Genomic DNA, 20,182 nt, shown 5'->3' with positions numbered 1-20,182 from the left:
CCCAGCGGCATACGGCCGACAGCGCGCGAGCGCCTTGGTTAGGGTGGGATCGTCACCGCACCCGACGTGAGGGGAAGGGCATGACGACTCCGGTGCGCCTCGATGCGGACTACCGCTCGACGGCCTGGAGACGCTTGGGCGCCAAGCAGTTCGACGTCCTCGTGATCGGCGGCGGGATCACCGGCGCCGGTGTCGCGCTCGACGCCGCGACCCGGGGCCTCTCCACCGCCCTGGTGGAGCAGCGCGACTTCGCGTCGGGCACCTCGTCGCGGTCGTCCAAGCTCTTCCACGGCGGCCTTCGCTACCTCGAGCAGATGAACTTCGACCTCGTCCGCGAGGCGCTGCGGGAGCGGGACCTCACCCTCAAGACCATCGCCCCGCACCTGGTCCGTCCCGTGTCCTTCCTCTACCCGCTCACCGGCCGCGGCTGGGAGCGCCCCTATGTCACAGCGGGACTGACGCTCTACGACTCGATGGGCGGCACCCGCTCGATGCCGCGGCACCGGCAGCTGACCCGGAGCGGCGCCCTCAAGCTCGCCCCGGCACTCAAGCGCGAGGCGCTGACCGGTGGGCTGCTCTACTACGACGCCCAGACCGACGACGCCCGGCACACCCTGACGACGGTCCGGACCGCCGCGGCCTACGGCGCCACCGTCCTCAACTCGGCCCGCGTCACCGGGCTCCTCCGGGCCGGGGAGCGAGTCGTCGGCGCCGTCGTCGAGGACGTCGAGACGGGTGAGAGCCACCAGGTGAGCGCCTCCGTCGTCATCAACTGCACGGGCGTGTGGACCGACGAGGTCCAGGAGATGGCCGGCGGCCGCGGGCACTTCCGGGTGCGGGCGTCCAAGGGCGTCCACGTCGTCGTCGCCCGGGACCGCATCAACTCCGAGACCGGCCTCATCCTGCGGACCGAGAAGTCCGTCCTCTTCGTCATCCCGTGGGGCACCCACTGGATCATCGGCACGACCGACACCGACTGGGACCTCGACCGCGCCCACCCGGCAGCGACCCGGGCCGACATCGACTACCTCCTCGAGCACCTCAACACCGTGCTCAAGGAGCCGCTGACGCACGACGACATCCAGGGCGTCTACGCCGGTCTGCGCCCCCTCCTCTCCGGTGACGCCGACGTGACCGCCCAGCTGTCCCGCGAGCACGCCGTCGCCCGACCGCAACCCGGCCTCATCTCGATCGCCGGGGGCAAGTACACGACCTACCGCGTCATGGCCGAGGATGCGGTCGACGCGGCGCGCGGGGACATCGGCGGCGATGTCAGCGACAGCGTCACCGAGTTCATCCCGCTGTCGGGCGCCGAGGGCTACGTGGCCCTCGTCAACCAGCTCGACCGCCTGGCCCGCACGCAGGGCCTGCCGGTCTGGCGGATCCGCCACCTGCTCGAGCGCTACGGCTCCCTCGTCCACGAGCTCTTCGCGCTGGCCGAGGGCGACCGCAGCCTCTACGAGCCCCTGCCGGGCGCGGAGGAGTACCTCAAGGTGGAGATCGTCTATGCCGCCACCCACGAGGCCGCGCTCCACCTCGACGACCTGCTCACCCGGCGCACCCGGATCTCGATCGAGACCCCCCACCGCGGAGTCGACAGTGCCCGCGCCGCAGCCGCCCTCGTGGCGCCCGTGCTCGGCTGGGACGCCGACCGCGTGGAGGCCGAGGTGGCCGCCTACGTCGATCGCGTCGAGGCGGAGCGCGAGTCACAACGAGAGCTCGTGGACTCCGAGGCCAACGCGGAACGACTCAGTGCCCCCGATCCTCGCCGGATCCCCGTCAGCCGTCAGTAGCCTGCCCCGCGCCAGGACCGCTCCTAGACTGTCCGGGTGAGGAAAGGGCGCTTCCTCGTCGCGCTGGGCGCGGCCCTCGGGATCCTCGGTGCCGGCTGCGCGGGCGGGGAGCCCGACCAGGCTGCGCCCGAGAGGTTGGACGCCCCGTCGACCAGCCCCACGACCGCAGCCAGCCCGGAGCCGGCGAGGGCCGCGCTGCGGGCCGGCGAGAGGGTCAAGCGGGTCGGCATGCCGGCCGACTACGTCCCCCGGGCACCGGGCGGCGCCACCGACGACTACCGCTGCTTCCTGCTGGACCCCGAGGTGAGGCGGGACAGCTTCGTCACCGGCTACGACGTCGTGCCCGGCGACGTCTCCGTCGTCCACCACGTCATCCTCTACCGCGTGCCCGCCGACAAGGTGAACCTCGCGCGAGCGCAGGACGCCGAGACGCCCGGCGACGGCTGGACCTGCTTCGGGGGGACGGGGATCGAGCAGCAGGGCGCCAGCCTGGACGACGCGCCCTGGGTCGGTGCCTGGGCACCGGGTGGGGCGGAGCGACTCCTCGACGAGGACCTCGGCATCCCGCTCGACAAGGGCTCGCAGCTCGTCCTCCAGGTGCACTACAACCTGCTCCACGGCGCCAAGCCCGACCGGACTGCTGTCGACCTCCGCCTCTCCACGTCGCCGAGGCTCTCAGCGCTGGAGACCGTGCTCTACCCCGCTCCCGTCGAGCTGCCCTGCCGCGCGGGCAGGTCCGGGCCACTGTGTGACCGCGAGGCCGCCGTGTGGGACGTCGCGAAGCGCTTCGGCAAACGAGCCGGACAGACCGTGGCGGGCCTCCAGCTCCTGTGCCAAGGATCGTTCGAGGCTGATCCCGGTCCCACCCAGTCCTGCACCCGCACCGTGAAGGAGTCGGCGACGATCAGGTCGGCGGCCGGGCACATGCACCTGCTCGGCTCGAGCATCCGCATCGAGCTCAACGCCGGCACCGCCGGGGCCCGGACGCTGCTCGACATCGGGGAGTGGGACTTCGACGACCAGTCGGCACGCCGGGTCCGCGCCACGAAGATCCGTCCAGGCGACCGGATCACCGTCACCTGCACGCACGACCAGGCGTGGCGCGACCGCCTCCCTGCCCTGCAGGGCACCCCCGAGCGCTACGTCGTCTGGGGAGAGGGGACGACCGACGAGATGTGCCTGGGCATCCTCGGCGTGACCCGCTCCTGACGCGGCTCCGGCACTGCCGGCGATGTTGACCATCCACCGCCGAGGACGTCCCGGTAGAAGTCCATCGCCCTTGGTTCTGGCCCGACGAGCCTAGGTCTGCGGCCGCTCCAGTGCGACGATGGCGCCGTGACGGATCTGGACCTTCCCGAGGTCACCGACTTCCTCGCCGAGCACGCCCCCTTTGCCGCGGTGCCGCGTGAGGACCTCGAGCGCCTCGGGCGCCACCTGACGGTCCGCTACGCCCGACGCGGGACGCACCTGATGAGCGTCGGGAAGGGCAACGACGAGGTCTTCGTCGTCCGGTCGGGCGCGGTGCAGATCACCGACGAGAACGGCTCCCTGGTGGAACGCGGCGGCGAGGGGACGGGCTTCGGCACGACCGCGCTCGGGGGGCAGCCGTCCCGCTTCGATGTCGTCGCGATCGAGGACAGCCTGTTGCTGGTGATGTCGTCCGAGGTCTTCACCGACCTCGCCGGCCGCTGCTCGGCCGTGCGGGACTTCTTCTCCGAGCAACGTGAGGCCAGGCTGCGGCACGCGCTCGTGTCCCTGCCCCATCAGGACCGGCACAGCGCGGTGCTCCAGACCCGCCTGCGGGACCTGCTCCGCCGGGAGCCGATCACGACGACCGGCGACGCGACGATCCGGGCCGCCGCCGAGCTGATGGCCCGCGAGCAGGTGTCCTCGCTCCTCGTCGTCGACGGGGACCGCCTCACCGGCATCGTCACGGACCGCGACCTGCGCACCCGGGTGCTCGCCGCCGGCCTCGACACCGGCCAGCCGGTCAGCGCGATCATGACGGCGGGCCCGGTCACCTCGTCACCGGATGCCATCGCCATGGAGCTCATCCTCGAGATGACCTCCCGCAACATCCACCACATGCCCGTCGTGGATGGCGACCGGCCACTCGGGATGCTGACGAGCACCGACCTCATGCGGCTGGAGCGGGCCAACCCGATCCACCTCGTCGGCGACGTGGCCAAGGCGAAGGACCTCGACGCGCTCGTGCTCCTCAGCCAGCGTCTCCCCCGGATCGTCGATCAGCTGGTCCACGAGGACGCGACCGCCGACGGCATCGGCCGGATCGTCACGGCGGTGGGCGACGCCATCGAGAAGCGCCTCATCACCCTCGCCGAGCAGGCCCTCGGCCCGGCGCCCGTCCCCTACGCCTGGATCGTCCTCGGGTCGCAGGCCCGCCTCGAGCAGGGCCCCGGCAGCGACCAGGACAACGCCCTCGTGCTGTCCGACGAGGCCCGGCCCGAGGACCTGGCGTGGTTCGAGTCGTTCGCGGCGTTCGTCGTCGACGGCCTCGTCGCCTGCGGCTACCCGCCCTGCCCGGGCGGCATCATGGCGAGCAATCCCGAGTGGCGTCGTCCGCTGCGCGAGTGGCAGGCCATGTTCGCTCGCTGGGTCAACGAGCCCACCCCCGAGGCTGTCCTCCGGTCCGCGATCTTCTTCGACCTGCGCATCCTCCACGGCGAGCGGCGCCTCGTCGACGCGCTGCACGCCCAGATCGCGGCGACCGCACGCCAGAGCGGCCGGTTCCTGGCGCATCTCGCCCGCAACGCGGCGCACAACGAGCCGCCGCTCGGCTTCTTCCGAGGGTTCGTCCTCGAACGCAAGGGAGAGCACAAGGACCGGCTCGACCTCAAGCGCGGCGGGTTCCACGCCATCGTCGAGATCGCCCGCGTCCAGGCCCTGTCGCGGGGGCTTCCGCAGGTCAACACGCTGGCCCGGATCAGCGCAGCCTCGGGTGCAGGAGCCCTCGCACCAGAGACCGCCGCCAACCTCCATGACGCCTTCGAGTTCATCCGCTACGTGCGGCTCACCCACCAGGCCCGGCAGCTGCGCGAGGGCCGCCAGCCCGACAACTTCGTCTCTCCCGAGGAGCTGAGCAGCTTCGAGAAGCGGCACCTGCGCGACGCCTTCCACATCGTCCGGTCGGCCCAGCAGACGGTGGTGCAGAGCTATCCGCTCGGGTTCGTCACGTGATCGGAGGCCTGCTGGGTCTCGAGCGGCGGCGGGCCCGGTGGGCCGGACAGGCCCCGCCCGGCCCGGTCCGTGACCTCCTCAGCACTCCGCAACCAGCAGCCCGGACCGACGTCGCCGAGCTGCGGCTGCTGGCCATCGACCTCGAGACGACCGGTCTCGACCCGCGCACCGACCACATCCTCGCCGTCGGCTTCGTCCCCCTCGACGGCCTCGTCATCGACCTGTCCGGCGCGACGCGGCTGCTCTGTCGCGCAGACGCGGAGGTGGGCCAGAGCGCCGTGGTGCACGGGATCACCGACGATGCCCTCGCGGACGGCCTCGAGCTCGGTGAGGTGGTGGAGCGGGTGGCGTCGGCCCTCAGGGGACGGGTCCTGCTGGCCCATCACGCGGTCATCGAACGGGACTTCCTGTCCGCGGCCTCCCAGCGCACGCACGGCGTCCCGCTCCTGACCGAGTCGGTCGACACGATGCAGCTGCAGGCTCGAGTGCTCGGCAGCCACACGGGGGCAGACCTGCCGCCGGGGGCCCTGCGACTCACGACCGCCCGTGCCCACGTGGGGCTGCCGCGTTACGCGGCGCACGAGGCCCTGACCGACGCCCTCGCCTGCGCCGAGCTCTACCTGGCGCAAGTGGCGCGCCTCAGCGGCGGACGGCCCCTGTCGCTCAAGGCGCTTCAGCGCTGACGGTCAGTCTGGCCGTCGACGCCCCCGCCCGGCCCCGCGGCTCGTCTCCGACCCGAGCGGTCGCTGGGGCCGCCCGTCGTCGGCGGGTCCGAGACCGCCTTGGCACGACGGGCAGTAGAACATCGTCCGTTCCCGGGTCGGTGGCCCGATCATCGCTACTCGCACCGTGCCCCCACAGCGTCGGCAGGGGCGGCCGCTGCGGCCGTGCACGTAGGTGGTCTCTCCCTTGGCCAGCGACCCCGTCGATGACTGGATCGCGTCGCGACGGCCACCGTCGATGAGCCGCCGCGCTCGGTCCACGACCTGCTCGAGCACCGCCCGGTCGAGGGTGGACGCGATGGTCCACGGGTGGAGGCGCAGCACGAAGAGCGTCTCGGACGCCCAGAGAGTCCCCAGCCCAGCGAGGTTGCGCTGGTCCAGCAGAGCCTCACCCAACGGCACCCGCGCGGCGGCGAGGTGGTCGACGGCCACGCTGGCGTCCCAGTCGTCGCCGAGGAGGTCGGGTCCGAGGTGCCCGACGAGCTGGGCCTCGTCACGGGTCTCGACGAGGTCGAGCATCCCGAGGCGCAGCCCGAGGGCGGTCCAGTCCGCCGTCGCGACGAGCGCACGCAGGTCCGGCGATCGGCGCCAACCCGGCTTGAGCCGTGCGGTCGCCTCGATGCGCCACTGGCCCTCCATCCGCAGGTGCGAGTGAAGGGTGAGTCCTCCATCGATCCGATGGAGCAGGTGCTTGCCCCGGCTGACGACCTCGAGGGTGCTGCGGCCTCGGAGGTCCACGGTGGCGATCGACGGCCAGCGCAGGTCGGACTCGACGATGTCTCGGCCCGCGAGCGCCTCGTGGAGCCGGCGCGCGGTGCGCCAGACGGTGTCGCCCTCCGGCACGTCAGCCCCCTTCCCCGGTCGCGGTCACCGGCGCAGCCGGAGCCCACGCGGGGTCATGTGGAAGCCGGCCGCCGACAGGGCCGCGACGAGCGGGTGGTCGGAGCCGAGGACCGGTGCGCCGTCCGCCTTCTCGACGGTGAGCCGCCCGAGAGCGCCCTCTCGCACGGCCAGCGCGAGGGCGTCGGCCGCCGCCTGGAGGACGGACGGGTCGTCGGCCCAGCACAGCATCGTCCTGCCGCCGCGCTCGACGTAGAGCACGAGCGCCCCGTCCACGAGCACGACGAGCGCGCCCGCCTTGCGGCCGGGTTGGTGCCCCTTGCGCGCGCCCGCCTCGTCGGTCGGCCGGTCCGGCCACGCCAGCGCGGCGCCGTAGGGGTTGGCCGGGTCGCTCGCCGCGAGGACGAGCGCGTTGGGAGCCGAAGCCTGCCGTATGCCGCTGGGCTCGCTCCCCGCGACCAGCCTCCCCGAGGCGCGCAGCCGGTCCACGGCGCCCGTCGACCCGAACTGGGAGGCGCCCAGCGACTCGACGAAGTAGCCGCGCCGCACTCGGCCGGCTTCCTCGGCTGCGGCGAGCACCCGGTAGACGGCCGCGAAGCCACCGGGCACCTCCTCCGCGGCCACGGAGCCGCGGGTCAGGACGCCGTAGCGGTCGAGGAGCAGCTCGGCGCTCGTCACCGCTCGGACGGTCGGGTCGGTCTCCGCCGCCGGCAGCAGGGTCCACCGGCCGACGCCGGTCGGTGGTGCGGTGCGCTCCACGGGGACCCCTGAGATCGAGCCGCGGACCGAGCCGAGCCGCCCGAGCGAGCCGCGCCGCCCGGCGTAGCGTGCGGAGCGCGGTGCGGTCGAGGTGCGCTTGTGCGCGGTGCGGCCACCGGACAGCAGGGCTCGCAGTGGGGCGACGGTGTCGTTGGTGACCCGTCCGGACCAGAGCAGCGTCCAGAGCGCGTCGAGGATCTCGCCCTCGCTCAGCCCGGCCCCGGCCCCGGCCCCACGGACCCGCTCAACCAGGGTGTGGAAGAACCAGGCGCCGCCGCCGGCGAGGGCCTCGAGCACGGCGTCCTCGCCGTCGGTGAGGTCAGTCGGCTCCGGGGGCGCCAGGGTGAGGTAGGCCGTGTCGGCCAGGTGGAGGCTGACCCAGCCATCGTCGCCGGGGAGCGAGCCGTGGCCGCGCCAGACGACCTCGCCCGAGCTCATCACCTCGTCGAGCAGCGCGGGCCGGTAGTCGGCGACCCGGGCGGGCAGGACCAGCGTCTCGAGGGCGCTGGCGGGCACCACCGCGCCGGTCAGCTGCTCGACGGCCCGGAGCAGTCCTTCTCTCCCCCGTTGGCCGCAGCCGACGCCCTGCCACTGTGGGACGAACCGGGCGAAGTCGTCCCGGGAGACCGGCTCGACCTCGTGGCGCAGGGCGGCGAGCGACCGGCGGCGCAGGAGCCGGAGCACCTCGGCGTCGCAGAACTCCGCTCCGTGCCCGCCGCCGCTCTCGGTCGGCAGGAGCTCGCCCTCCACGACGCGGCCCGCGGAGACGAGCCGACGAAGCGCGTCGTGGACGACTGCGGGACCGAGGCCCCACCACTCCGCGACGGTGTGGACGGTGAACGGCCCGTGCGTCCCGGCGAACCGGGCGACGAGGTCACCGAGCGGGTCGGGCACGGACTCGAGGAAGGCCGCCGGCACCCCGACCGGAAGCGCAGTCCCCAGGGCGTCCCGGAGGCGCCCGGCGTCCTCGACCGCGGCCCAGCGCTCCGCACCGGCGACGCGCACGGCGATGAGCCGGCGCGCCGCCTCCAGCGCGCGCAGAGCCCCCTCGACGTCGCGGGGCGCGAAGTCCTCAGCGGACCGCGCGACGATGTCAGCGGTGGACAGCGGCCCGAGGACGCGGACCAGGTCGGCGACGTCCTCCGCGTCCCGGGCTGCTCGCTCCGGGGTGAGCCGCTGCAGCTCGGCCTCGGTCCGCGCCACGGCCGCCGGGTCGAGCAGGTCGCGCAGGGCCAGGGCGTCGCTCTGGCCGAGCAGCTCGGAGAGCAGCGTCGGGTCCAGGGCCAGCGCCGCGGCCCGGCGCTCGGCGAGGGGCGAGTCGCCCTCGTAGAGGTACTGCGCGACGTAGCCGAAGGCCAACGACTTGGCGAACGGACTCGGCTGGCCCGACTCGACATCGACGACCGACACGGCGCGCGAGCGGATGTCGGTCATCAGCTCGACCAGCCCGGGCACGTCGAAGACGTCCTGGACGCACTCGCGGACGGTCTCGAGGACGATCGGGAAGGACGGGTACTGGCTCGCGACCTCGAGCAGCTGCGCGGCGCGCTGCCGCTGCTGCCAGAGCGGCTGGCGGCGGTCCGGCCGGCGGCGCGGCAGGAGCAACGCCCGAGCGGCACACTCGCGGAAGCGGGCGGCGAACAGAGCCGAACCGCCGAGCTCCTGCGTCACCAGCTCCGCGACGTCCTCCGGCTCCAGGGTGACCAGCTCCATGAGCTGACGGCCGATCTCGCTGCTCGACGCCGCCGGCCCGGACGCCCCGTCGCCGTCGTCGAACTCGAGGTCCGGCAGCCGGAAGACGATCCCGTCGTCGCCGTGCATGGCCTGCACGTCGATCCCGAACCGCTCCCGCATCCGCGCGGCGACGCAGAGCGCCCACGGTGCATGCACCTGCCCGCCGAAGGGCGACAGCACCGCCACCCGCCAGTCGCCGATCTCGTCGCGGAACCGCTCGACGACGATGGTCCGGTCGTCGGGCACGTGGCGGGTCGCCTCGCGCTGCTCGGCGAGGTAGGCGAGCAGGTTGTCGGCCGCCCACTCGTCGAGCCCTGCCTCGACCACCCGCGCCCGCGCCTTGGCCGGCGACAGGCCGACGACCTCGCGCACGAACGCTCCCACGGCCCGGCCGAGCTCAGCCGGGCGGCCCTGCTGGTCGCCCTTCCAGAACGGCAGGCGCCCGGCCTGCCCCGGCGCTGGCGTGACGAGGACCCGGTCGTGGGTGATGTCCTCGATCCGCCACGCCGAGGTCCCGAGCGTGAAGACGTCGCCGACTCGTGATTCGTAGACCATCTCCTCGTCGAGCTCGCCGACCCGACGCCCCGGGCCCTCCCCGGACGCGAGGAACACCGCGTAGAGGCCGCGGTCGGGGATCGTCCCGCCGCTCGTGACCGCCAGCCGCTGGGCGCCGCGCCGACCGGTCAGCGTGTCGGTGACGCGGTCCCAGACGATGCGGGGCCGCAGCTCGGCGAACTCGTCGCTCGGGTACTTCCCGGCCAACATGTCAAGCGTCGCCTCGAGCACCGACCTCGGCAGCCCGGCGAAGTTGGCCGTGCGGCGGACCAGCGTCTCGACCTCGTCGACCGTCCACTCGTCGAGCGCGCACATGGCCACGATGTGCTGCGCCAGGACGTCGACGGGGTTGGCGGGCACGCGCAGGCTCTCGATCGCCCCGGCCCGCATCCGCTCCACGACGACGGCCGTCTGGACCAGGTCGCCCCGGAACTTCGGGAAGAGCACGCCGCGGCTCACCGCGCCGACCTGGTGCCCGGCGCGACCGACCCGCTGCAGTCCGCTCGCGACGCTCGGCGGGCTCTCGACCTGGACGACGAGGTCCACCGCGCCCATGTCGATGCCGAGCTCGAGGCTGCTCGTGGCGACCACGGCCGGCAGCCGCCCCGCCTTGAGGTCCTCCTCGATCGCGGCCCGGTGCTCCTTGCTCACCGAGCCGTGGTGGGCCCTGGCCAGGACCGCGGGAGCCCCCCGGCTGGCTCCCGACTGCGCCATCACCTGGGCGGGTGGCCCTGCGGATGCCGTATGCCGCTGGGCCGGCCCCGCGCCCACGCCGCCTTCGCTGGGAGCGAGCTCAGCGGCATACGCCTCGGTTTGTCGTTCTTCCCAGATCTCGTTGAGGCGGGCGGTGAGGCGCTCGGCGAGGCGTCGGGAGTTGGCGAAGACGAGGGTGGAGCGGTGGTCGGCGATGAGGTCGGCGATCCGCTCCTCGACGTGCGGCCAGATCGACGCGCGCGGGGCGTTGCCGGCCGCTGGGCCGGAGAGGTCGGGCACGCCTGGCGAGAGCTCTGCGGGGGCGCCGGACAGCTCGGCGAGGTCGGGGACGGGGACGACGACGTCGAGGTCCCACTCCTTCGTCGACGGCGGCTGCACCACCTCGACGGGCCGACCTCCTGCGAGGAAGCGAGCGACCTCCTCGACCGGCCGGACCGTCGCGGACAACCCGACCCGCTGGGCCGGGCGCTCGAGCAGCGCGTCGAGGCGCTCGAGGGAGAGGGCCAGGTGGGCGCCCCGCTTCGTGCCGGCGACGGCGTGGACCTCGTCGATGATGACCGTCTCGACGCCCCGGAGGGCCTCCCGCACGGAGGAGGTCAGCATGAGGAAGAGCGACTCGGGGGTGGTGATGAGGATGTCCGTGGGGGTCCGCGCGAAGGCGCGCCGCTCGGTCGCCGGCGTGTCCCCCGACCGGACCGAGACCCCGATGTCGGGGACGGGCAGGCCGAGCCGGGTGGCCGCGTGGCCGATCCCCACGAGCGGCGCGCGCAGGTTGCGCTCGACGTCCACCGCGAGCGCCTTCATCGGCGAGATGTAGAGGACCCGGCAGCGGGCCAGCCGGTCGTCCGGGACGGGCTCACGCGCCATCCGGTCGATCGCCCAGAGGAAGGCCGACAGCGTCTTGCCCGAGCCGGTCGGAGCCACGACGACGCAGTGGTGACCCGACGAGATCGCCTCCCAGGCGCCCGCTTGTGCGGTCGTGGGCGCGCTGAAGCTGCTCCGGAACCACGCCGCGGTCGCCGGAGAGAAGCGGTCGAGCACGTCACCCGCGTCGTCTGCACTGGCCATCGGGCTCAGCCTGCCATCCGCCGGGGACATCGGACGCTTTCCCCGACCTGTCGCTGACGCGGCAGGTCGGGATGCCGGCCCTCAGTGACGCGTGGACCGCAGCGCCAGTCCAGCGCCGCACACGAGGAGAGCGGTCGCACTGAGCCCGGCCGCTCCCCAGAGGCTGCTGGCCAGTCCGGGGATGTGGCTCGTCAGCTCCTGCCGGTTGAGCACCCACAGGGCAAAGGCGAGCGTCGCAGTCGCCAGGGCAGCGCTCAGGAGGACCGCCCCGCGACGGCCCACGGCGATCGGGAGGGCCACCACGAGCAGCACGCTCAGGAGGACTGCAGGCAGATACACGGAGAGATTCAGGTCGAACGACGCCCCCGCGTCCAGGTCGAGACCGGGATCCTGCGAAGCCGGCAGCAGGTACAGCCCCCGCAGGACGAGCGTCCACCCGGCGAGGACCAACATCGTCGCGACAACTGCCTGCCCCCTCGTTCCCACGCGGTCGATGCTATGTCCGTCAGACGCGGCGTCGAACCGCGTAGCGGACGTGGACCACGCCGTTGTCGAACCGGCCGTGGTCGATCAGGTCGAGGTCCAGTCGCTGCCCCTGAGGCAGCGCCGGCTTGCCGCCGCCCACGAGGACGGGGCACAGCAGCAGCACGCACTCGTCGACCAGACCGTGCCGAAAGGCCTCTGCGGCGATGGCCGCGCCTCCGATGCTCAGGTCCGCGTCGGAGTCCTCCTTGAGCCGGCGCACCGCCTCGGGCTCGAACTGCCGCTCGATCCTCGTGCGCGCGGTCGTCACGTCAGTGAGTGAGCTCGAGTAGACGACCTTGTCGGCGTCACGCCAGATCTCGGCATACTCCCGGACCACCGGCGGCTCGTCCGCCAACCAGTCGTCCCTCTCCCAGACGGCCATCGTCTCGTACATGCGTCGCCCGTAGAGCGACGTGCCGATGTGCCGCTCGTGCTCGTTCCAGAACGCGTGCACGGCCTCGGCCGGCACGGACCAGTCGAAGGCACCCGCCTCATCCTCGAGGAAGCCGTCAAGCGAGATGTTGGCCGCGTAGATCAACTTGCCCATGGGACCCTCCGCCCAGGTGACAGCAACAGCGTGACCCTCAGGATGGTGCAACGAGTCGGTGCCGCACCACCCTCCAGCGGATGATGGTCTTTCCCGGGGGCGGCTCGGTGGGGTAGCCCTCGAGGACACGAGCGCCTACCAGTGGCGGGTCCCGACACCAGCCAGGTCGTCAGTGGTCCAGGCGGGTGGACTGGTCGCCATAGAGGACGTCGAAGCGCTCGAGGACAACAGGCATGTCCCGGCTGAAACCGCGACGGTGCATCGCGTGCTCGGTGAAGAACCGCTCGTGCACCTCACGCCAGGTGGCCAGTGACCGGTCTCCCTCACCTTCGAGGTAGGCGTGCTCGGCGCTCACCTCGTCGAAGGGGACGACGTCCACCTGAGTCGTGACGATCAGGGCGTGGGGAGCACCGCGACCATCAGTGACGATGCCAAGTGTGCCCGGGGTCGGCAGCGCCTCGCCCTCCGCCTCGTAGTCCCAGAGCGCACTGGCAGTCGCCGTCTTGGTGCCGGACAGGACCAGGTCGAGCAGCTCGTCGGCCTGCTCGGGCGTGGCCCCGAAGGCCCAGGCCGGCGGCCGGAGCGACCCCAGGGGCCGCTCCCCCGTGTAGTAGCCGGTCGGGTTGAGCTTCGCTCGCGTCCTGGCGATCTGCCAGAAGGACTCGATCAGCGACGAATCCTCGGTCCCCGGCTCCGGTGCGCTCATGGTCCTGAGGCTAGCGGGACCCTCGGAGCGGCGAATCTCCAGCGGGGGTGTCTATCGATCTTGTCGGGGTAAGGCCCCGGGAGGAGAGTGGAACGTGGGCGACGTGCCGGATGGCCGCTGACGCCCGGAGTCATCGCCACCACGCGCCGACGCGCCGCCTCCACCACCACAACCCGTGAGGGATGAAGGAGGAAAGCATGACGACTGCCCGAGACATCATGAACTCTGGTGCCACCTGCATCAACGAGGACCAGACGCTCCTCGAGGCCGCGCGGATGATGCGCGACATGGGCGTGGGTTCGCTCCCGATCTGCGGCAACGACAAGAAGCTGCACGGCATCATCACCGACCGCGACATCGTCGTGAAGTGCCTCGCCGAGGGCATGGACGTGGCGACCTGCACGGCCGGCCAGCTGGCTCAGGGCGAGGTCACCTGGATCGATGCCAAGACCGACATCACCGAGGTCGTCGACGTGATGGGCCGTGACCAGATCAAGCGGCTGCCCGTCATCGAGGACCACCAGCTCGTCGGGATGATCAGCGAGGCCGACCTGGCCCGCCACCTCGATGAGCACCAGCTGAGCGAGTTCGTCGAGAAGGTCTTCGCCCGCCCGTGACGCCTCAGCCGCAGCACACCCAACGACGCAGGGCCTGCCCCAGAAGGGGCGGGCCCTGCGCCACGAGGCGGTATGCCGCTGTGCTGGCTTTCCCCTGTCGTCTACGTTGAGCGCATGGCACCGAGTGACGCACCGCTGCGGCACGTGGGCCGTAGCCTCGTCACGCTCGGCCCCCATCGCGGAGCGCACCGCGTCGCACTCCGTGCCGGGATCTCTGTTCTCGTGCCGCTCCTGCTCCTCGTCCTGCTCGGCCGGACCGACCTGACGCCCTACGCCGCCTTCGGGGCCTTCACCTCGCTCTACGGCAGGGCGCACCCGCACGCCGAGCGGACCGGGATGCAGGCCATCGCTGGTCTGGCCCTCGTCGTCTCCGTGACCCTCGGCGTCGCCGTCTCGCTCGCGCCCGCGTCCCACTGGCTGGTCGTGCCGGTGGGCGCCCTGCTGGCGGCCTGGGGCTCGATCACGTCCGACGCATACCAGTGGCATCCTCCGGGTCCGCTGTTCCTCGTGTTCGGCTTCGCCGTGTGTGCGATGGTGCCGGCGACACCGACCGACCTGCTCGTCGCCCCCGCCGTGGCAGCCGCGAGTGCGGCCTTCTCGCTCCTGATCGGCCATGTCGGGGCGCTCCGCGACCCCCGGTCGTGGGCCCGACCGTCGCTGCCGCGGCCCCGGTTCCGCGACGCCCTGGACCCCATAGGGTCACGTGCCCACCTGCTGCGCTACGTCGTCGCCCTGACCATCTCCGGCACCATCGCGACAGCACTGGGCTGGGAGCACCCCTACTGGGCGATGGTCGCGTCCGTGGTCGTGCTCGCGGGGCCCGATTTCGCCTCGCGGCTGGCTCGGGGGACCCAACGAGTCGTCGGGACGCTCCTCGGCGTTGCGGTCGCCGCCGTCGTGCTGACGGTGTCGCCGCACGAGGGCGCGGGCGCGGTCTTCGTCGTTGCCGGGCTACAGGTGCTCGCCGAGCTGTTCGTCGGGCGCAACTACGCCCTCGCTCTCCTCTTCGTCACCCCGCTGGCGCTGATGATGGGGCAGCTGGTCGCCCCGTCCCCGGTCGAGTCGCTGCTGCGGGACCGGCTCCTCGAGACCGTGCTCGGGGCGGTCGTGGCCATGGTCGTCCTGCTCGTCGTGCCCGACCGGCTGCCCCGCCGGAGCGCGCGCTCAGCCGGGGGCAGCGCCCCCGGCTGAGCGGCATACGTGCTGTCAGACGGTCGCGGAGGCCACCTCACGCTGGGAGTGGGGGACGAACATGTCGGCCTCCTCCTCCGGGGTGAGCGCGGTCGGACCGTAGAGCCAGTCGACGTAGCTGTAGTCGTCGACGGCCCGCCCGCGCAGGATCTCGTTGCGCCAGAGCCGCTCGTCCCCGTCCACGTGCCACAGCTCACCCCACGCGCGAGCGGTGGTGAGCACGCGCCGGCAGTGCTCCGGACGCACGGCGTTGTAAGCGGACAGCACGTCGTCCCAGTCGAGCTCGGCGACGCCGCGGCCGGCAGCGAGCTGCCGTCCGACGTGCTCGGAAAGGACCCACGCGTCCTCGATCGCCATGACGGCGCCCTGGGCGAGGTACTGCAGCGGCGGGTGCGCGGCGTCGCCGAGGAGGGCGACGCGACCGGTGACCCAGTTCATGATCGGGTTGCGGTCGAACATCCGCCACCAGCGGTCGCGCCACATGAGCGGCAGGCCCTTGGTCACCTGCTCGCAGGACCCGTCGAAGGCCCCGTCGAGCTCGTCGGGGGTGCCCCAGTCCTCCTCACCCGCGCGCGCCTTGGGCGACTCGAAGACGGCGACCTGGTTGAACATCTCGCCGCCGCGGAGGGCGTACTGGACGAAGTGGCGCTGCGGCCCGACATAGACGACGACGTCGTCGAGGGACACGTCGTTGCCGACGACCTGGTCGACGGGGACGGCACCGCGGTAGGCGACGTAGGCCGAGCTGACCGGCTCGTCGTCGGAGATGAGCGGGCGGGCGACGGAGTGCAGGCCGTCCGCCGCGATGACGACGGGCGCCTCCTCGCGACCCTCCGCGTGGACGACGACGGCGCCGCGCTCGCTCTGCTCGTAGCCGGTGACGGCGATGTTGTTGACGAGGTCGACGCCGGCGGCACGGGCCGCCCGCAGGAGGGTGCCGTGCAGGTCGCTGCGGTGGATGACCATGTAGGGGTAGCCGTAGCGGGCCTCGGTCTCGGCGAGATCGAGGCGCGACAGCTCCGACCCGTCGACGGCGTCCTTCATGACGATGTTCTTCGGCAGCACGCCGAGGGACTTGACCTCGTCGAGCAGCCCCCACTGGTCGAGGATGCGGGTGCAGTTCGGGGCGATCTGGAGGCCGGCGCCGACCTCGCCGAACTCCGGCGCGCGCTCGAGGACCCGCACGCGCAGGCCCTTCTGGGTCAGGGCGACCGCGGCGGCGAGGCCGCCGATGCCGCCGCCGACGACGATGACGTCGACGGCCGAGGTGGCCTTGCTCAGGGCGTTGCGGGTCATGTCACATCTCCTTCGATGTTCGGGCGGGCCGGCTCAGAGCCAGCGAGGAAGGTCGGGCAGGTCTGCAGTGGCGCCGCCGACGGCGAGGCCGGTGGCCGGCCGCCCCGAGAGGTAGGCGGCGAGCTCAGAGAGGGGGCCGTTGACGGTGGTCGGCTCCCCGGCGCCGGCGACGTCCCAACGGCGCTCGTCGTCGGTCGGGGCGAGGTGGAGCGCCGGCCCGTCGGCGGCCGCCGACCGCTTGGCGACGATGTCGTCGAGCAGCGCCGCGTGGAAGTCGAGGGGGAGGTCGGCGTAGCCCACCGACCCGCCGAGGTCGACGGCGTGGACCATGACCTCGCGGGTGCGCATCCACGGGATCTCCGTGGCCGGGACGAGCCGCCCCTGGGCGGTGCGGACCTGGCGGTCCCACTGCTCGTCCGTCAGCGCGTCGAGGCCGGTCGCCAGAGCGGTTGCGGAGCGGTCGACCCACGCACGCAGGTCCGCCTCGGGACGCGTCGCGCCCGCCTCGATGTCGGCGTTGCGCTGCTCCGGGGAGGAGTACATCGGGGTCTCCTCCCCGGTCCGCGCCCACCTGACGAGGTTGCCGAGCGCCTCGGCGTTCGCCGCGACGTGCGCGGCCACGTGCTTGCCGGTCCAGCCCGCGAGGGCCGTCGGCGCGGCGAGCTGATCGTCCGTGACGCTCTCCAGGGCCCGGCGGAAGAGCTCCGTCCCCTGCTGCATGAGGTGGCGCGAGAGCGCCGGCTCGGGGGCCATCAGCGCGACGCGTCCGGACCGTCGGCGACCACGACGTTCTCGCACCGGCCGAGGCCCTCGATCTCGGTCACGAGCTTCTGGCCGACCTGGAGGTAGCGGGCCGGCTTGCGCGCGTGGCCGACTCCCCCGGGCGTGCCGGTCGCGATGACGTCACCGGGACGGAGCGTGATCATCGTGGAGACGTACTCGACGAGCGCCACCGGGTCGAAGAGCAGGTCGCCGGTCGTGTCCTCCTGCATGACCTCCCCGTCGACCTCGCTGCGGATGGCGAGCGCCGGGCGGACCCCGCCGGGCAGCTCGTCGGGCGTGACGAGCCACGGGCCGAGCGGCGTGGTGGAGTCCCAGTTCTTGCCCTGGAGCCACTCACGGGTGCGGAACTGCCAGTCGCGGCAGGTCACGTCGTTGAGGACGGCGAAGCCGGCGATGGCCGCCTCGGCCTGCTCGGTCGTCGCGCGGCGCACCTCCGCGCCGATGATGACGGCGAGCTCGGCCTCCCAGTCGAACTCCTCCGTCTCCGTCGGACGCTGGATGTCGTCGCCCGCGCCCACGAGGGTGTCGGCGAACTTGCTGAAGAGCGTGGGGTGCTCGGGCAGGTCGCGTCCCATCTCGAGGATGTGGTTGCGGTAGTTGAGGCCGACGCAGACGATCTTGCCCGGCTGGGGGACAACGGGGGCGTATGCCGCTGAGCTCGCTCCCAGCGCCTCATCGGAGTCGCTCGGGCTGGCCTGGGCGGCGAGGTCGCGCCAGTTCGGCTGGGCGAGCAGGGCGCCGACGTCGGGGAAGCCGAGGGCGACGGTCGTCGCCCCGTCGACGCGGACGGCCTGGGTGTCGCCGTCGGCAGTGCGGATGGTGGCGAGCTTCATCGGTTGGTTCCTTCGGTCTCGGTGCGGGCGAGGTTGAGCTTCTCGAAGATGGGCGCGTCGCTGAACCGGAAGAGGTCCAGGGCGCCGGAGTCGGAGTCGGAGGCCGAGGCCTCGGAGCGGATGGAGAGCGGCTGCCAGGACGGGACGACGAAGAGGTCGCCGCGGGTGACGGACCACGTGAAGTCACCGACGGTCACGGTGCCGGCGCCGTCGAAGACCTGGTAGACGGACGAGCCGGTCTCGCGGGTCGGTGCCGTCTCGACGCCGGACGCGACGCGGTGGAACTCGGTCCGGATCGTCGGGAGCACGTCGAGGCCGTTGGTCGGGTTGGTGAAGCGGATCGCGGCGTGACCACGCTCGATGGTCGCTGCGTAGCCCTCGGCCTCGAGGTCGAGCTGGTCGGACAGGGCGCGGTCCGTGTGCTCCCAGCGGTAGCAGAGCAGCGGGCTTCCCTGCGTCGAGCCCAGCTGCGACACGGGCGCGATGCCCGGGTGGCCCCAGAGTCGCTGCGACCGCGAGCGCTCCGGCGTGATGCGCTCTGCGTCGGAGATGACGTCGCGGCCGAACTCGAAGAACTGGCCCTCGATCCCGTACTGGAACGGGATGTCGAGCCCGTCGATCCAGGCCATCGGCTGGTCCGCGGCATTGTGGTGCGCGTGCCAGTTCCAGCCGGCCTGCGGCAGGAAGTCACCGCGGCTCATCGGCACCGGGTCCTGGCCGACGACGGTCCAGACCCCTTCGCCCTCGACGACGAAGCGGAAGGCGTTCTGGGTGTGCCGGTGCTCGGGGGCGTCCTCGCCGGGCATGAGGTACTGGATCGCCGCCCAGAGCGTCGGGCTGGCGTAGGGCTTGCCGCCGAGCGACGGGTTGGCCAGGGCGATGGCGCGACGCTCGCCGCCACGGCCGACGGGCACCAGGTCGCCGGCGCGTCCGGCGAGCTCGAGGAGGGTGGACCACTCCCAGCGGTGCGGCTGGGCCTTGGAGCGGGGGTGCGGCGGCATGAGGTCGCCGATCTCGGTCCAGAGCGGGACGAGCAGCTCCTTCTCGAAGCCGCGATAGAGGTCCTCCAGCTCCGGGGTCACGGTCGGCTGGTCGGGGGCGTCGACCGCGGCGAGGCTGACGGGAGAGACGGTGGCGCGGGTGTCGGTCATCGGGCTTCCTTTCAGTGGACGAGGAGCTCGTCGCGGATGCTGCCGGCGGGTGCGACCGGGCGGGTGGCGAGCAGGGTGATGACGAGCAGGACGGCGGCGATGCCGGCTGCGATGGAGAAGGCGAGGAAGTTGCTGCCGACGCCGAGGTTGGCGGCGAGCAGCCAGCCGCCGACCTGCGGGGCGAGGACGGCGCCGATCCCGCCGACGCCGAGCGCGAAGCCGAGCGACGTGCCACGGAGCCGCGGCGGGTAGTGCGTCGCGACGGCCGCGATGATGAGGCACTGGGTGCCGTGCGTGCCGACGCCGGCGAGGATCAGCGCCCCGTAGATCGGCAGGATGTCGGACGGGTAGGTGAGCAGGAAGCCGAGGCCCGCAGCGGCTGCGGCTGCGGCGACCGCGGCACTGCGCAGCGGGCCGAAGCGGACGCCCGCCCAGGCGGTGATGACGGAGCCGAGCACCGCACCGATGTTGAGGGCGAGGAGGAAGTGGAGCGGCTGGCCCATCTCGAAGCGGGCATCCGAGCCCATCAGCTTGGGCAGCCAGGTCCCGAGGCCGTACCAGGCGAAGAGGGTGGCGACGGTGGCGAGCGCGAAGAGGACGGTGGGCCGGCGCCACTGCCCGCTGAGGATGGTGCGGAAGCCGGGAGCGTGCTCGTCGCCGGCGTGCTCGGACGGGTCGTGGGCCAGGCGGTACCGCGCCTCCACGACGCGGGCCTCCTCCTCGCGTCCGTGGGCCCGCAGCCAGGTCGGCGACTCGGGCAGGAGCACGTAGCACAGGGGCAGCAGCACGACGACGGCGAGGAACGCCACCGCGTACATCGAGCGCCAGCCGAAGTCGGGCAGCAGCCACAGGCCGACGAGCGCCGCCGCGGACCCGCCGATCGGGACGCCGGACATCATGATCGTGGACACGGCCGAGCGGTGCTTGCGCGAGACGAACTCGGCCGTCAGCGCGTTGGCGGACGGCACCAGGCCGCCGAGGCCCAGGCCCGCGACGAAGCGGAAGAGTCCGAAGACCTCGGGTGAGGTGGCGACGGCACAGAGCGCCGTGAAGAGGGAGAACCACAGCGTGCACCAGAGGATGGTGCGTCGTCGGCCGAGCCGGTCCGCGAGGTAGCCGGCGCCCAGGGCGCCAACGAGCATGCCGGCGA

General features: G+C 72.6%; 16 protein-coding genes. 6 read left to right on the top strand and 10 right to left on the bottom strand.

Translation table 11 applies throughout. From position 1 onward, the window contains the following. Nucleotides 1-80 precede the first annotated feature (80 nt). From OO014_RS02225 to OO014_RS02210, 4 genes are all read left to right on the top strand, one after another. A complete protein-coding gene (locus OO014_RS02225; protein WP_272460634.1) occupies nt 81-1,793 on the top strand; it encodes a glycerol-3-phosphate dehydrogenase/oxidase in 1,713 nt (570 codons plus the stop codon). Between the two features lie 36 nt (nt 1,794-1,829). Further along, on the top strand, nt 1,830-3,002 hold the full coding sequence (locus tag OO014_RS02220) for a hypothetical protein (protein WP_272460633.1): 1,173 nt from the start codon (nt 1,830-1,832) through the stop codon (nt 3,000-3,002). A 126-nt stretch (nt 3,003-3,128) separates the two neighbouring features. Next, nucleotides 3,129-4,991, top strand: a complete 1,863-nt coding sequence (locus OO014_RS02215) for a DUF294 nucleotidyltransferase-like domain-containing protein (protein ID WP_272460632.1) — start codon at nt 3,129-3,131, stop codon at nt 4,989-4,991. Beyond that, nucleotides 4,988-5,674: an exonuclease domain-containing protein gene (locus tag OO014_RS02210; protein ID WP_272460631.1), complete on the top strand. Its 687-nt coding sequence runs from the start codon at nt 4,988-4,990 to the stop codon at nt 5,672-5,674. Before OO014_RS02215 ends, OO014_RS02210 begins: the two co-directional genes overlap by 4 nt. Before the next feature lie 3 nt (nt 5,675-5,677). Here OO014_RS02210 and OO014_RS02205 read toward each other — a convergent pair whose 3' ends face one another. The 5 genes from OO014_RS02205 to OO014_RS02185 form a co-directional block, all read right to left on the bottom strand. After that, nucleotides 5,678-6,556, bottom strand: coding sequence for an Fpg/Nei family DNA glycosylase (locus OO014_RS02205; protein WP_272460630.1), 879 nt, complete (start codon nt 6,554-6,556; stop codon nt 5,678-5,680). A 24-nt stretch (nt 6,557-6,580) separates the two neighbouring features. After that, the gene (locus OO014_RS02200; RefSeq protein ID WP_272460629.1) at nt 6,581-11,383 is read right to left on the bottom strand and encodes an ATP-dependent helicase; all 4,803 of its coding nucleotides are present in this window, start codon (nt 11,381-11,383) and stop codon (nt 6,581-6,583) included. A gap of 81 nt (nt 11,384-11,464) precedes the next feature. Beyond that, nucleotides 11,465-11,869, bottom strand: coding sequence for a hypothetical protein (locus OO014_RS02195; protein WP_272460628.1), 405 nt, complete (start codon nt 11,867-11,869; stop codon nt 11,465-11,467). Nucleotides 11,870-11,888: 19 nt separating this feature from the next. Continuing rightward, entirely contained in the window at nt 11,889-12,455 is a 567-nt protein-coding gene (locus OO014_RS02190) for a dihydrofolate reductase family protein (protein WP_272460627.1), read from the bottom strand. Nucleotides 12,456-12,624: 169 nt separating this feature from the next. Then, nucleotides 12,625-13,161 carry an ASCH domain-containing protein gene (locus OO014_RS02185; RefSeq protein ID WP_272460626.1) on the bottom strand — a complete coding sequence of 179 codons (537 nt, stop codon included), beginning with the start codon at nt 13,159-13,161 and terminating at the stop codon, nt 12,625-12,627. Between the two features lie 197 nt (nt 13,162-13,358). Between OO014_RS02185 and OO014_RS02180 the strand changes: the two genes are divergently transcribed. Together OO014_RS02180 and OO014_RS02175 are read left to right on the top strand one after the other, a co-directional pair. Further along, a complete protein-coding gene (locus tag OO014_RS02180; protein ID WP_272460625.1) occupies nt 13,359-13,778 on the top strand; it encodes a CBS domain-containing protein in 420 nt (139 codons plus the stop codon). A gap of 114 nt (nt 13,779-13,892) precedes the next feature. Further along, the gene (locus OO014_RS02175; RefSeq protein ID WP_272460624.1) at nt 13,893-14,969 is read left to right on the top strand and encodes an FUSC family protein; all 1,077 of its coding nucleotides are present in this window, start codon (nt 13,893-13,895) and stop codon (nt 14,967-14,969) included. Nucleotides 14,970-14,984: 15 nt separating this feature from the next. On the opposite strand, the gene OO014_RS02170 is transcribed toward OO014_RS02175, so the two are convergent. From OO014_RS02170 to OO014_RS02150, 5 genes are read right to left on the bottom strand one after another with little or no spacing between them, the layout of a single operon-like run. Then, a complete protein-coding gene (locus tag OO014_RS02170; protein ID WP_272460623.1) occupies nt 14,985-16,265 on the bottom strand; it encodes an FAD-dependent oxidoreductase in 1,281 nt (426 codons plus the stop codon). 33 nt (nt 16,266-16,298) lie between these two features. Next, the gene (locus tag OO014_RS02165) at nt 16,299-17,018 is read right to left on the bottom strand and encodes a maleylpyruvate isomerase family mycothiol-dependent enzyme (RefSeq protein WP_272460622.1); all 720 of its coding nucleotides are present in this window, start codon (nt 17,016-17,018) and stop codon (nt 16,299-16,301) included. Then, a complete protein-coding gene (locus OO014_RS02160; RefSeq protein ID WP_272460621.1) occupies nt 17,018-17,881 on the bottom strand; it encodes a fumarylacetoacetate hydrolase family protein in 864 nt (287 codons plus the stop codon). The genes OO014_RS02165 and OO014_RS02160 overlap by 1 nt, the downstream gene beginning before the upstream one ends. Beyond that, a complete protein-coding gene (locus OO014_RS02155) occupies nt 17,878-19,032 on the bottom strand; it encodes a cupin domain-containing protein (RefSeq protein WP_272460620.1) in 1,155 nt (384 codons plus the stop codon). The genes OO014_RS02160 and OO014_RS02155 overlap by 4 nt, the downstream gene beginning before the upstream one ends. Before the next feature lie 11 nt (nt 19,033-19,043). Beyond that, nucleotides 19,044-20,174 carry an MFS transporter gene (locus OO014_RS02150; protein ID WP_272460672.1) on the bottom strand — a complete coding sequence of 377 codons (1,131 nt, stop codon included), beginning with the start codon at nt 20,172-20,174 and terminating at the stop codon, nt 19,044-19,046. Between the last annotated feature and the right edge of the window lie 8 nt (nt 20,175-20,182).

The sequence above is a fragment of the Intrasporangium calvum genome, assembly GCF_028446585.1.
Classification (GTDB): domain Bacteria; phylum Actinomycetota; class Actinomycetes; order Actinomycetales; family Dermatophilaceae; genus Intrasporangium; species Intrasporangium calvum_A.
Note: the sequence above shows the minus strand (reverse complement) of the source record. Positions and strands in the feature narration are given on the sequence as shown.

Coding starts and splice junctions, on each gene's coding strand:
- OO014_RS02225 (WP_272460634.1), top strand. CDS start 81: ATGACGACTCCGGTGCGCCTCGATGCGGACTACCGCTCGACGGCCTGG.
- OO014_RS02200 (WP_272460629.1), bottom strand. CDS start 11,383: ATGGCCAGTGCAGACGACGCGGGTGACGTGCTCGACCGCTTCTCTCCG.
- OO014_RS02190 (WP_272460627.1), bottom strand. CDS start 12,455: ATGGGCAAGTTGATCTACGCGGCCAACATCTCGCTTGACGGCTTCCTC.
- OO014_RS02185 (WP_272460626.1), bottom strand. CDS start 13,161: ATGAGCGCACCGGAGCCGGGGACCGAGGATTCGTCGCTGATCGAGTCC.
- OO014_RS02180 (WP_272460625.1), top strand. CDS start 13,359: ATGACGACTGCCCGAGACATCATGAACTCTGGTGCCACCTGCATCAAC.
- OO014_RS02175 (WP_272460624.1), top strand. CDS start 13,893: ATGGCACCGAGTGACGCACCGCTGCGGCACGTGGGCCGTAGCCTCGTC.
- OO014_RS02170 (WP_272460623.1), bottom strand. CDS start 16,265: ATGACCCGCAACGCCCTGAGCAAGGCCACCTCGGCCGTCGACGTCATC.
- OO014_RS02165 (WP_272460622.1), bottom strand. CDS start 17,018: ATGGCCCCCGAGCCGGCGCTCTCGCGCCACCTCATGCAGCAGGGGACG.
- OO014_RS02160 (WP_272460621.1), bottom strand. CDS start 17,881: ATGAAGCTCGCCACCATCCGCACTGCCGACGGCGACACCCAGGCCGTC.
- OO014_RS02155 (WP_272460620.1), bottom strand. CDS start 19,032: ATGACCGACACCCGCGCCACCGTCTCTCCCGTCAGCCTCGCCGCGGTC.
- OO014_RS02150 (WP_272460672.1), bottom strand. CDS start 20,174: ATGCTCGTTGGCGCCCTGGGCGCCGGCTACCTCGCGGACCGGCTCGGC.